11 protein-coding genes are annotated in these 12,617 nt (G+C 73.5%); 8 read left to right on the plus strand and 3 right to left on the minus strand.

Annotation, left to right across the window (positions count from 1 at the left end; genetic code table 11):
• Positions 1 to 75 precede the first annotated feature (75 nt).
• A complete protein-coding gene (gene glgA / locus SM452_RS10420) occupies positions 76 to 1,314 on the plus strand; it encodes a glycogen synthase (RefSeq protein ID WP_463839798.1) in 1,239 nt (412 codons plus the stop codon).
• On the opposite strand, the gene SM452_RS10425 is transcribed toward glgA, so the two are convergent.
• A complete protein-coding gene (locus SM452_RS10425; RefSeq protein ID WP_262012230.1) occupies positions 1,275 to 1,730 on the minus strand; it encodes a type II toxin-antitoxin system VapC family toxin in 456 nt (151 codons plus the stop codon). The genes glgA and SM452_RS10425 overlap by 40 nt on opposite strands.
• Positions 1,720 to 1,959, minus strand: coding sequence for an AbrB/MazE/SpoVT family DNA-binding domain-containing protein (locus SM452_RS10430; RefSeq protein ID WP_262012229.1), 240 nt, complete (start codon positions 1,957 to 1,959; stop codon positions 1,720 to 1,722). Before SM452_RS10430 ends, SM452_RS10425 begins: the two co-directional genes overlap by 11 nt.
• Before the next feature lie 61 nt (positions 1,960 to 2,020).
• Here SM452_RS10430 and SM452_RS10435 point away from each other — a divergent pair, with 61 nt between their 5' ends.
• The 4 genes from SM452_RS10435 (at position 2,021) to glgB (ending at position 7,991) form a co-directional block, all read left to right on the plus strand.
• Positions 2,021 to 2,767: a class I SAM-dependent methyltransferase gene (locus tag SM452_RS10435; protein ID WP_355507579.1), complete on the plus strand. Its 747-nt coding sequence runs from the start codon at positions 2,021 to 2,023 to the stop codon at positions 2,765 to 2,767.
• A 101-nt stretch (positions 2,768 to 2,868) separates the two neighbouring features.
• Positions 2,869 to 3,714 carry an SDR family oxidoreductase gene (locus SM452_RS10440; protein WP_262012224.1) on the plus strand — a complete coding sequence of 282 codons (846 nt, stop codon included), beginning with the start codon at positions 2,869 to 2,871 and terminating at the stop codon, positions 3,712 to 3,714.
• A gap of 90 nt (positions 3,715 to 3,804) precedes the next feature.
• Entirely contained in the window at positions 3,805 to 5,901 is a 2,097-nt protein-coding gene (locus tag SM452_RS10445; protein ID WP_463839799.1) for an alpha-1,4-glucan--maltose-1-phosphate maltosyltransferase, read from the plus strand.
• Complete coding sequence (gene glgB / locus SM452_RS10450; protein ID WP_463839800.1) at positions 5,889 to 7,991, plus strand: 1,4-alpha-glucan branching protein GlgB; 2,103 nt, start codon at positions 5,889 to 5,891, stop codon at positions 7,989 to 7,991. Before SM452_RS10445 ends, glgB begins: the two co-directional genes overlap by 13 nt.
• A gap of 240 nt (positions 7,992 to 8,231) precedes the next feature.
• Here glgB and SM452_RS10455 read toward each other — a convergent pair whose 3' ends face one another.
• Positions 8,232 to 9,308, minus strand: coding sequence for an App1 family protein (locus SM452_RS10455; protein ID WP_402808103.1), 1,077 nt, complete (start codon positions 9,306 to 9,308; stop codon positions 8,232 to 8,234).
• 82 nt (positions 9,309 to 9,390) lie between these two features.
• Between SM452_RS10455 and SM452_RS10460 the strand changes: the two genes are divergently transcribed.
• The 3 genes from SM452_RS10460 to SM452_RS10470 all read left to right on the plus strand — a co-directional run bounded on the left by SM452_RS10460 (position 9,391) and on the right by SM452_RS10470 (position 12,573).
• Positions 9,391 to 10,995 (plus strand): hypothetical protein, encoded by a 1,605-nt coding sequence (locus SM452_RS10460; RefSeq protein ID WP_463839801.1) that lies wholly within the window; start codon positions 9,391 to 9,393, stop codon positions 10,993 to 10,995.
• A 16-nt stretch (positions 10,996 to 11,011) separates the two neighbouring features.
• Positions 11,012 to 11,815, plus strand: coding sequence for a peroxide stress protein YaaA (gene yaaA, locus SM452_RS10465; RefSeq protein ID WP_463839895.1), 804 nt, complete (start codon positions 11,012 to 11,014; stop codon positions 11,813 to 11,815).
• A gap of 107 nt (positions 11,816 to 11,922) precedes the next feature.
• The gene (locus SM452_RS10470) at positions 11,923 to 12,573 is read left to right on the plus strand and encodes a hypothetical protein (RefSeq protein WP_463839802.1); all 651 of its coding nucleotides are present in this window, start codon (positions 11,923 to 11,925) and stop codon (positions 12,571 to 12,573) included.
• Positions 12,574 to 12,617: the final 44 nt, after the last annotated feature.

Consider the following 12,617-nt stretch of genomic DNA (forward strand, 5'->3'; position numbering starts at 1 on the left):
CGGACCCGACTTCACCACTCGGACGCCCACACTTGCCACCGCGTGCGACGTGGCGCTCTGCACTAGGGTGCGGGCATGGCACCGATGCGCGTCGACATGCTCACCCGCGAGTACCCGCCGGAGGTGTACGGCGGCGCCGGTGTGCACGTGGAATACCTCGCCCGTGAGCTGCGCCACCTCGCCGACGTGCGGGTGCACTGCTTCGGCGCGCCGCGCGACGAGAAGGGCGTCACCGCGTACGCCGAGCCGGCCGCGCTCGCCGGCGCCAACGCCGCGCTGCGCGTCATGGGCGTCGACCTGGAGATGGCCGCCGGGACCGCCGGCACCGACGTGGTGCACAGCCACACCTGGTACGCCAACCTGGCCGGGCACACCGCGAAGCTGCTGCACGGGGTGCCGCACGTGGTGACCGCGCACAGCCTGGAGCCGCTGCGGCCGTGGAAGGCCGAGCAGCTCGGCGGCGGGTACGCGCTCTCCTCCTGGTGCGAGCGGACCGCGTTCGAGGCGGCCGACGCGATCATCGCGGTGAGCGCGGGCATGCGGCGCGACGTGCTCACCGCGTACCCGGCGGTGAACCCCGACCGGGTACGCGTGGTCTACAACGGCATCGACACCGCGCAGTACGCCCCGGACCCGGGCACCGACGTGCTCGACCGGCTCGGCATCGACCCGGCGCGGCCCAGCGTGGTCTACGTCGGGCGGATCACCCGGCAGAAGGGCCTGCCGTACCTGCTGCGGGCGGCCCGGGAACTGCCCGCAGACACCCAGCTGGTGCTGCTCGCCGGCGCGCCGGACACCCCGGAGATCGCAGCCGAGGTGGAGGGTCTCGTGGCGGAGCTGCGGGCCACCCGGTCCGGGGTGATCTGGGTGGCGGCGATGCTGCCCAAGCACGAGGTGATCCAGGTGCTCACCCACGCCACGGTCTTCGCCTGCCCGTCCGTCTACGAGCCGATGGGCATCGTCAACCTGGAGGCGATGGCCTGCGAGACCGCAGTGGTGGCGACTGCCACGGGCGGCATCCCGGAGGTGGTGGCCGACGGCGAGACCGGGCTGCTGGTGCCGATCGAGCAGGCCGGCGACGGCTCCGGCACGCCGCTGGACCCGGAGCGTTTCGTGGCCGACCTGGCCGCGCGCATGAACGAGCTGCTGGCCGACCCGGACCGGATCGCGGCGTTCGGGGCGGCTGGGCGGCGGCGGGCGGTGGAGCACTTCTCCTGGGACGCGATCGCCCGTCAGACGCTCGAGGTGTACCGCTCGGTGGGGGTGCAAGGAGGTCAGTCGTCGGGTGCGATCAAGGTCAGTCCGGGAAAGTAGCTGCGGTAGCGGCTGCTGTCGCGGGTCAGCAGACGGTAGTGGCAGACCGCTGCGTGAGCGCCGATGTAGAAGTCGGCGATCGGCGAACGCTTGGCACCCCCACGCGACCGGTACCGCACGTACGCCTTGCCGGCCAGGAAACCGGCCGGGTAGGGCAGTTCCTCGCGAAGGAAGTCGGCGGCCGGCAGCGCGTCGTCGAGGTCCTCCACGCGCGCGAAGCGCACGGACACCTCCGCGTAGACGATCGGGTTGATCACCAGAAGGCCGGCATCACGAGAAGCGGCCAGGGCGTCGCCGGACCAGTCCGCCCACTTCGGGTCGTCGGTGAAGATGTCCAACAGGACATTCGTGTCGACGAGGGTCGCGACCGTGTCGGTGGCTCGGCCTGCCACGGCCCGGACCCGCTCACTCGCCACGGAGCAGTTCCATCAGCTCGTCCGTCGACATGCCCTCGACTTCTCGAGCAGCGCCGCGCCCACGCATGTGTCGGACCAGGCGTCGCCCACGGGTTTCCGCGTCATCGACGCGCACGATGCGTAGGGCACCGCCCTCCTCGATCACGTCCACCTCGTCGCCCTCGTGCAGATTGAGCCGAGCGCGCAGCTCAGCCGGGATGGTCACCTGCCCCTTGCTGTTCAACCTCATCGCGGTCCTCCGGTCACGTAATACAGATGATACGTGTCACAAGCCTGGGTAGGGTCGCCGGATGCCCGATGCGATCTTCGCCCATCCGCGTCTCGCGCCGGTCTACGACGCCTTCGACCCCGACCGGGACGACCTGGCCGCCTACGTGACGCTCGCCAGTGAGCTGGGCGCGCGCACGGTGCTCGACGTGGGCTGCGGGACCGGGTCGCTGGCGGTCCTGCTGGCCCGGCACGGGTACGCGGTCGTCGGCGTCGACCCGGCCGGGGCGTCCCTCGACGTCGCGCGGGCCAAGGACGCGGCCGGCGCGGTCCACTGGATCCACGGCGACGCCACGGCGCTGCCCGCGCTCAGCGCCGACCTGGCCACGATGACCGGGAACGTGGCGCAGGTCTTCCTGACCGACGCCGACTGGGGACGGACGCTCCAGGGCATCCACGCCGCGCTCCGACCGGAGGGGCATCTGGTCTTCGAGACCCGGCGTCCCGACCATCGTGTCTGGGAGGAGTGGGCGACGGATACCAGCGCGATCGTCCGATCCGTACCGGGCGTCGGGCGGGTGGAACGGCGTTTCCGGGTCACCGCGATCGACCTGCCGTTCGTCTCCTTCCGCTTCACCTACCGGTTCCTGCCCGACGGGACGGTGGTCACGTCGGACTCGACGCTGCGGTTCCGCGACCGCGACGAGGTCGAGTCGAGCCTGACCGCCGCCGGATACCGGGTGCTCGACGTGCGGCAGGCGCCTGATCGCCCCGATCGGGAGTTCGTGTTCGTCGCGCAGCGGGCCGAGGGCCGCCGGACGGCGGAATAGGCACGGTTTCGCCGCACCCGGGTCCGCCCGGCGTGCCAGCATCCGGCAGGACGCACGGGGCCGACCCGGACCGACAGTCGGCGAAGCGGAGAGGAACCGACATGGGTACGTACGCGGTGACCGGCGCGGCCTCCGGCATGGGCCGGGCGTCCGCCGAGCGGCTGCGGCGCGACGGGCACACAGTCGTCGGCGTCGACCTGCGGGACGTGGAGGTCGTCGCCGACCTCTCCACGCCGACCGGGCGCGCGGCGGCGGCCACCGAGGTGCTGGAGCGCGCCGGAGGGCGGCTCGACGGGGCGGTCTGCGCCGCCGGGCTCGGCGGCATCCCCGGCCGGGACCGGCTCGTGCAGCAGGTCAACTTCTTTGGCGTGGTGGAGCTGCTCGAGGCGTGGCGACCGGCGCTGGCCGCCGCCGGCAACAGCAAGGTCGTGGTGTTCGGCTCGAACTCCGTCACGCTCACCCCGATGGTGCCGGAGCGCGCCGTGCGGGCCCTGCTCGACCGCGACGCCGACCGGGCGCTGCGCGTGGTGGGGCGCTTCGGCAAGCGCTCGGCGCCGTTCGCGTACGCGAGCTCGAAGCTGGCGGTGACGCGGTGGGCACGCCGCGCCGCGATCTCGCCGGAGTGGGCCGGCGCCGGCATCCGGGTGAACGTCCTGGCCCCCGGCATCATCGCCACCCCGCTGTTGGAGGAGCAGATCGCCCGGGGCGAGAAGGAGGCGGTCGAGGGGCTGCCGGTGCCGATCGGCGGGCGCGGCAAGCCGGCGGACGTCGGCGAGTGGGTGGCGTTCATGCTGTCGCCGGCCGCCGACTTCCTCTGCGGTTCGGTGATCTTCCTGGACGGCGGCTCGGACGCCTACTTCCGCACCGACGACTGGCCCGTCTCCACCGGGCCGGCCGGGGTGCTGCGCTACATGCGGCGTGCCAAGGCGTGGCGGGCCCGGCGCTGACCCGGCAGGCCCGCCCACCCGGGCGGGCGCGTCGCCGTGGAAGCAGCGCGCAACCGAGCGCGAGAGGATCTCGCGCAGTAGGTTGAGCGGGTGACTGGACGGTTCCCGATCGAAGACGTCTCCCCCGTCGTCTCCTGCGGTCGCTACCCGGCCAAGGCGGTGGTCGGCGAGGTCGTGCCGGTGTCGGCACGGGCCTATCGCGAGGGCCACGACGCGCTCGGGTGCAACGTGGTCTGGCTCGGCCCGGACGGCGCGGCCCGCCCGTTCACCCGGATGCGTCCGGGCGAGCCCGGGCAGGACCGCTGGCACGCCACCATCCGCCCGGACGCGGTGGGCCTGTGGCGCTTCGCCGTGGAGGCGTTCGGAGATCCGTACCTCACCTGGCAGAACGCGGTCACCAAGAAGCTCGCCGTCGGCCAGGGCGCGGCCGAGCTGGCGAACGACCTGGCCGAGGGCGTACGCGTGCTGACCGCCGCGCTCGACCTGGTGCCGAAGGCCGACCGGGATCGCGTACGCGAAGCCGTGCGGGCCCTGGCCGACGACGACCTGGACCTGCCGCGGCGGGTGAGCGCGGCGCTGGATCTGGCCGACCTGCTCTGGGCGCACCCGGTGCGTGAGCTGGTCACCACCGGCGAGGAGCGCACGCTGTGGGTGGACCGGCCGCGGGCGCTCTTCTCCGCCTGGTACGAGTTCTTCCCCCGCTCCGAGGGCGCGATTCCCGCCACAGTCGACGCGCCCGCGCGTTCCGGCACGTTCGCCACCGCGATCGAGCGGCTGCCGGGTGTCGCGGCGATGGGTTTCGACGTGCTCTACCTGCCGCCGATCCACCCGATCGGCCGGGTCAACCGCAAGGGCCGCAACAACGCGCTCACCGCCGGTCCGGACGACGTGGGCTCGCCGTGGGCGATCGGCGCGGCCGAGGGCGGCCACGACGCCATCCACCCCGACCTGGGTACGCCGGAGGACTTCCGGGACTTCGTCGCCGCCGCCGCCGAGCAGGGGCTGGAGGTGGCGATGGACCTGGCGTTGCAGTGCGCGCCGGATCATCCGTGGGTCACCGAGCACCCGGAGTGGTTCACCACTCGGGCCGACGGCAGCATCGCGTACGCGGAGAACCCGCCGAAGAAATACCAGGACATCTACCCGCTGAACTTCGACAACGACCCCGAGGGCATCCGGGCCGAGGTGCTGCGGGTGGTGCTGCACTGGGTCGGCGAGGGCATCCGGATCTTCCGGGTGGACAACCCGCACACGAAGCCGTTCGACTTCTGGCACTGGCTGATCGCCGAGGTCAAGAAGGTCGACCCGGACGTGCTGTTCCTGGCCGAGGCGTTCACCCGGCCGGCGATCATGCACGGCCTCGGCAAGGTCGGCTTCACCCAGTCGTACACCTATTTCACCTGGCGTACGACGGCGGCCGAGATGCGGGAGTACTGCGAGGAACTGGTCGCCTCGGTCGACTGGATGCGGCCGAACTTCTGGCCGAACACGCCGGACATCCTGCACTCGTCGTTGCAGCACGGCGGCCCGCCGATGTTCAAGATCCGCGCGGTGCTGGCGGCGCTGCTGTCCCCCTCCTGGGGCATGTACGCCGGGTTCGAGCTGTTCGAGCACGTCGCGCGGCCGGGCGCCGAGGAGTACCTGGACAACGAGAAGTACGAGCTGCGGCCCCGGGACTGGGACGCCGCGCTGGCGCAGGGCCGGTCGCTCGCGCCGTTCATCACCACGCTGAACCGGGTACGCCGGGACAACCCCGCCCTGCACCGGCTGCGCAACCTGCGGTTCCACGACATCGACAACCCGGCGCTGCTGTGCTGGTCGAAGCACGACCCGGAGACCGGCAACACGGTGATCGTGGTCTGCTCGTTCGACTCCCGCGAGGTGCAGTGGGGCAACACCACGCTCGACATGCCGGCGCTCGGCCTGGACTGGCACGAGCGGTTCACCGTGCGCGACGAGCTGACCGGCGCCGAGTACGGCTGGGGACAGCGCAACGCGGTACGCCTCGACCCGTACCTGCAACCGGCGCACGTGCTCACCGTGCGCCGCCCGGCCGCACCGGCCCCCACCGCGCCGGAGCACCCGGCCGCGCCCGACCTCACAGTGGAAGACGTACCCGCCGACCTCTCCGGCGGCACCGCCCCGACCGCACCGGCCGACAAGGACGACGCCCGATGGACCAGCTGATCACCGGCGAGGTACACGACCCGCACGCCGTGCTCGGCGCACATCCGGCCGACGGGAGCACCACGATCCGGACGCTGCGCCGGGGCGCGGGCGAGGTGGCGGTGCTCGCCGGCGGCGAACGGCACCCGATGAAGCGGGTCCACGACGCGGGTGTCTTCGAGGCGGTGCTCCCCGGCGAGGTGCTCGACTACCGGGTCGAGGTGGACGGCACGACGCACGACGACCCGTACCGTTATCCGCCCACGCTCGGCGACCTCGACCTGCACCTGATCGGCGAGGGCCGGCACGAGCGGCTCTGGGCGGCGCTCGGCGCCCGTGTGTTCGACGAGGGCGTCGCGTTCACCGTCTGGGCGCCGAACGCCCGCGCGGTGCGGCTGATCGGCGACGTCACCGGCTGGGCGCCGGACGACGGGTGGCCGATGCGGTCGCTCGGGTCCAGTGGCGTGTGGGAGATCTTCGTGCCTGGCATGCCGGTGGGCAGCCGCTACAAGTACCGCATCCTCGGCGCCGACGGCCGGTGGCGGGACAAGGCCGACCCGATGGCCGCGCGCACCGAGGTGCCGCCGACCACCGCGTCGGTGGTGCACGAGTCACGGTACGAGTGGGGCGACGCGGACTGGCTCGCGCGCCGGTCCCGGCAGGCGCCGCACCAGGAGCCGATGAGCGTGTACGAGGTGCACCTGGGCTCCTGGCGCCCCGGCCTCGGCTACCGGGAACTGGCCGATCAGCTCACCGCGTACGTGCTGGAGATGGGCTTCACCCACGTGGAGTTCCTGCCGGTGATGGAGCACCCGTTCGGCGGCTCGTGGGGCTACCAGGTCACCGGCTACTACGCGCCGACCGCCCGGTTCGGCGACCCGGACGACTTCCGCCACCTCGTCGACCGGCTGCACGCCGCCGGCATCGGCGTGCTCCTGGACTGGGTGCCGGCGCACTTCCCGAAGGACGAGTGGGCGCTCGCGCGCTTCGACGGCACCCCGCTGTACGAGCACCCCGACCCGCGTCGCGGCGAGCACCCCGACTGGGGCACGTACGTCTTCGACTTCGGCCGCAACGAGGTCCGCAACTTCCTCGTCGCCAACGCGCTCTACTGGCTGGACGAGTTCCACATCGACGGGCTGCGCGTGGACGCGGTGGCCTCGATGCTCTACCTGGACTACTCCCGCTCCGACGGGCAGTGGGCGCCGAACGTGCACGGCGGCCGGGAGAACCTGGAGGCCATCGCGTTCCTCCAGGAGGTGAACGCCACCGTCTACCGGCACCACCCGGGCGTACTGATGATCGCCGAGGAGTCCACCGCCTGGCCCGGCGTCACCAAGCCGACCTCGGAGGGCGGGCTCGGGTTCGGGTTCAAGTGGAACATGGGCTGGATGCACGACACCCTGCTCTACACCTCGAAGGACCCGATCTACCGCCAGCACCACCACCATCAGCTCACGTTCTCGCTGGCGTACGCGTGGAGCGAGAACTACGTGCTGCCGATCAGCCACGACGAGGTGGTGCACGGCAAGGGGTCACTGGCCGGCAAGATGCCCGGCGACACCTGGCAGCGGCTGGCCACCGTGCGGGCGTTGCTGGCGTACATGTGGGCGCACCCGGGCAAGCAGTTGCTGTTCATGGGCTGCGAACTGGCCGACGACAGGGAGTGGAGCGAGGAGCGGGGCCTCGACTGGTACCTCACCCACGACCCGGCCCGCGCCGGCGTGCAGCGGCTGGTGGCCGACCTGAACCGGGTCTACCGGGCCAGCCCGGCGCTCTGGGCGCAGGACACCGACCCGGCCGGCTTCCGCTGGATCGCCGGGGACGACGTCGCCAACAACGCGGTGTCGTTCATCCGGATCGCCCCGGACGGGCAGACGCTGGTGTGCGTGGCGAACTTCTCCGCGCTGCCGCTGGAGGACTACCGGATCGGCCTGCCGGCAGCAGGTACGTGGGCCGAGGCGCTGAACACCGACGCCCACCACTACGGCGGTTCCGGCGTGGGCAACCTGGGCGAGGTGCACGCGGAGAACGTGCCGTGGCACGGCCTGCCCGCGTCGGTGGCGCTGCACGTGCCGCCACTGGGCGTCCTCTGGCTCCGCCCGGCCTGAGGCGGCGCCCGGTGGTCAGCCGACCCGATCGGCGACCGCTCCGCACCGCACCCTGCTCCCGGTCGGCAGATCACCCTCGCCGGTACTACCCGGGCCGGCGGGAGGTTCTCGGTTTGAGCGTTATGACTCAGAGGCATATTCATGCCTCTGAGTCATCACCGTCGCGGGAAGTAGTTTCCTGGGGCGTGACTACGCACCGTGTTGAGCGACCGCCCGTCGCCGCGGGCGCGACCGCAGGAGTCAGACCAGGTCGGCTTCTCGGAGGAGCTTCCAGAGGCCGGCGCCGTCGGGGGCGCTCAGCCACTTCTGGCCGATCGGCCCCGATGACGACCGGCCGGCCGGCGCGGGCAGGCTGCCTGCGAGCACCGACTGGGTCGGGGACAGCCGCCGGATCGCCACCCCGGCCACGTTGTCCGGGTGCGCGGCGGCGAACTCCCGGTAGATCTCCGGGTCGTGCTGCCCGTCGTCGCCGATCAGCAGCCACCGCACCTCGGGGAACTCCCGGGACAGCCGGGCCAGCGTGGCCCGCTTGTGTTCCCGGCCGCTGCGGAACCACCTGTCGGCGGTCGGCCCCCAGTCGGTGAGCAGCAGCGGCCCGGCCGGGTAGAGGTGCCGGGACAGGAACCGGGTGAGTGTCGGCGCGACGTTCCAGGCGCCGGTGGACAGGTAGAACACCGGCGCGCCCGGGTGGGCGGTGGCCAGCCGCTCGTACAGCACTGCCATGCCGGGCACGGCGGTGCGGGCGTGCTCGTCCAGCACGAACGTGTTCCACGCGGCCAGCAGCGGCCGGGGCAGCGCGGTCACCATGACCGTGTCGTCGATGTCGGAGAGGATGCCGAAGCGCACCGCCGGGTCGAGGACGCGGACCAGCGCCTCCACCGGCTCGGCATCGGCGACGCTGAGGCGTACGCAGCCCCAGCCGGGGGCGAAGTCGGCCTCGATCACGGTGTCGACGAAGCCGCTGCGGTCGGCGGTCACCTCCTGGCGCACGCCGTCGGCCTCGATCGTCACCTTCACGTGCTTGGCGGGCAGCGTGGCGAAGCTGCGCCAGCCCCGCACCTTGTCCAGCCGGCCCCGGCGCCGGGTGTCCGGACGCCCGAGCAGCACGCGGCAGAGCACGCGCGCCCAGCCGGGGGCGCCGTAGCCCGCGTACGCGATGATGTTGGGCTGCCACCCGGTGCGCCGCAACCGGCGCTCCACCAGGCCGTGCACGGCGTCCTCGAAGCGCGCGGCGCGGTGCAGTTGCGGAACGGCAAGCTGGTCCGGTGGTGTGGGCGGCACACGGCAACAGTGCCACAACCGGACCGGCCGGGCCACGCGAGTGATCCACGCCGATCCGACCCGGCGGCGGGCGCCGCCGTGACAGACTGCGGTCGGGACGACGACGGGGGCGTTTGTCGTGTCGACGACGAAGCGGGACCGGGTACTGCCACGTCCGGACGCGCCGGCGCTGGTGGCGCTGCTGCTCGGCGCCGCGGCTGTCGGCTACCGGCTGGTGCTGACACTGCTCACGGTGCCCGCGTCGAACAGCGACGAGGCCACGTTCGGCCTGGCCGCGCTGCACATCGCCGGCGGTGGTGAGCGGCCGGTCTTCCTCTACGGCCAGCGCTACATGGGCGTGCTGGAGTCGTACCTGGCCGCGCCGCTGGTCGGCTGGGCCGGGCCGAGCTGGCCGCTGCTGCGGCTGCCGCTGCTCGCGCTCTTCGCGGTCTTCCTGTGGCTGGCGTACCGGCTGACCCGCCGCCTGTTCTCCCCCTGGCTCGCGGTGGTCGTGGTGGGCCTGCTCGCGCTCGGCTCGGAACGGGTGGTCCGCGACCAGCTCACCGCCGTCGGCGGCCGTCCGGAGGTGAAGCCGGCGGTGCTGGCGATGCTGCTGCTCGCGGTGGCCCTGGGCGACCGGCGGGTCCGGCACCACTGGCTGGCCACCGGCGCGTTCGGGCTGCTCGCCGGGCTGGCGCTGTGGTCGGACTGGCTGATCGCCCCGTACCTGCTGGTGGCCGCCGTGGTGCTCGCGGTGGCGGTGCCCCGGGACCTGATCGGCTGGCCGGGCGTGCTGCTGGTCGTGGGCTTCCTGGCCGGGATCGCCCCGGTGGTCAAGGACAACCTCGTCGCGCCACCCGGGCAGGACTCGCTGTCGGTGTTCCGCGAGATCAGCACCAAGGAGGGGGTCGCGCCTTCGCTCGCCGAGCGGCTGCGCGGCGGGCTGCTGGAGGGGGTGCCGCTGGCGTCGGGCATGTGCCCGATGGACGGCTGCGCGCGCTGGGCGCAGTGGTTCGGCGTGCTCTACCCGGTGCTGCTGGTGGCCGCCGCCGCGCTCGGGCTGCGCGCGTACCGCCGGGCCGCCGACCACGCCGCGCGGGTCCGGGCCGTGGCGATCCTCGCGCTGGTCGTGGGCGCGGCGCTGACACTTCTGGCGTACGTGCGCAGCCCGCTCGCCGCGACCGACCCGCTCGGCAACGCCCGCTACCTGTCGGTGCTCCAGATCTCGCTGCCGGCCGTGCTGTGGCCGCTCTGGCTGGCCGCCGCGCACGCGGTGCGGGGCACCGCCGGACGGGCGGCCCGGCTGGGCGGCGCCACGGCGGCGGTGGTGCTGGCCGCGCTGACCGCCGCCACTGTCGCCGGGACCGTGGCGTTCCTGCCCGGCGTGCCGGGCGTACGGGACGAGGAGCGCACCGCCCGCCGCCTGGCCGACACGGTGCGGCAGGCCGGTCTGCACGAGGTGTACGGGGACTACTGGACCTGCAACCGGCTGATCTTCAACACCGGGGAGACCGTCGCCTGCGGTGTGCTCGACGGCGCGCTCACGCCCGGGCAGAACCGCTATCCGGCGTACTGGCAGCGGGTGGCGCGCGCGGACCGGCCCGGGTACGTGCTGGCCGTCGGCTCCCCCGCCGAACGCACCCTGCGACGGCTGCTGGGCGACAGTGCCGACGCGGCGGTGGTGGCCGAGGTGGGCGGCAGTCGCGTGTACCACCCCGACCGTGCCGTGCGACCGTGGCGCTGACCCCGGCCCGTACGCTGTGCCGGTGCTCATCCTGCTGCCCCCGTCGGAGGGGAAGGCCGAGGCCGGCACCGGCCGCCGGCTGGACCTGTCCCGGCTGTCCCTGACCGAGCTGAACCCGGCCCGGGAGGCGGTCCTGACCGCGCTCGTCGACCTGTGCTCCGGGCCGGACGAGACGGCGGCCCGGACCGCGCTGGGCCTCACCGAGGGGCAGCGCGGCGAGCTGCGGCGCAACGCCCGGCTGCGGGAGGCGGCCACCGCACCGGCCGGGCGGCTCTACACCGGGGTGCTCTACGAGGCGCTCGGCCTGGACACGCTGCCGCCCGACGCGCAGCGGGCGGCCCGCCGCCAGGTGCTGATCAGCTCCGGCCTGTGGGGCGCGGTACGCCTCGCCGACCGGATCCCGCCGTACCGCTGCCCGATCGGGGCGCGGCTGCCGGGGCTCGGGGCACTGTCGGCGTACTGGCGGGAGGCGCTCAGCCCGGTGCTGGAGCCGGCCGCCGGACGCGGCCCGGTGCTGGACCTGCGGTCCGGCGCGTACGCAGCCACCTGGACGCCGCGCGGCGTGCTCGCCGAACGCACGGTGACGGTACGGGTGCTGCACGAACGGATCGTGGACGGCACACCGACCCGGTCGGTGGTGAGCCACTTCAACAAGGCCACGAAGGGCCGGCTGGTGCGGGATCTGCTGCTCGCCGACGCCCGGCCGCGTACCGCCGACGCGCTGGTGGGGGCGCTGCGGGAGCTGAAGTACACGGTCGAGGAGGCGCCCCGGGCGGCTGGGCGGCCCCGGCAGGTCGACCTGGTGGTCACCGAACTCTGAGCCGCGGGCTTCCCGCAAATTTTGCTCAAGGCTGGGGCGCATCGGTTCCCGGTCCGGCGCTCGGCAGCGACGGTAGAGGTACCCCGACTCTGACCGAGGAGCGCGCCATGCTCACCACGCTGCTCGACCGCCCGCGCCCGTCGCCGCCGCCGCCGCTGGACTGGCTGACCCTGACCGACGCCTTCGAGGTCGCCTGCATGGTGCGCTGCACGCCGCCACCGGCCGCCGACGTCCGCCGTCTCGACTCCGGACCGCACCGGGGCGGGATCGCCGAGTTCAACCGCGAGGACGCGGCGCAGCGGATGCGGCAGCTGCTGGGCCGCCTCGACGTGCCTGTGGAGCACGAGCTGACCACCGGTGGCCTGCGCCGCCGCTACGAACTGCACCGGCTGTCGGTGCCGCCGCAGCACCGGGCGGCGTACGCGAATCTGCTGACCGCGGGCTGGCGGCAGGGCCGCCGGGAGCTGCTCGGCGGACCGTTCCCGGGCGCCTCGGCGGCACGCCGGCTGTGGCGGCCCCGGCTGGCCGCGGCGGCCTGGCGGGCCGCGCTGCTCGCCGGTGGCCGGCACGTCCGCCGGCACTGCCTCGGCATCCGGCTCGCCGACCGGGACCTGGCGGCGGTGCTGGTACGCGGCGCGGCGCTGCTGGACGTGCCGGCGGCGCTGCGGCCCGGCTCGGGCTGCTTCCTGGTGGTGGTGCCCAACGGCGAGCACCGGGAGCGGATCACCGAGAGCGCGGAGCTGGCCCCGGCGAGCTGACCGCCCGGCCCGGCCTGCTGCGGTACGCGCACCGCGTGGGCTTG

The organism is Micromonospora sp. SYSU B005, from assembly GCF_055362685.1.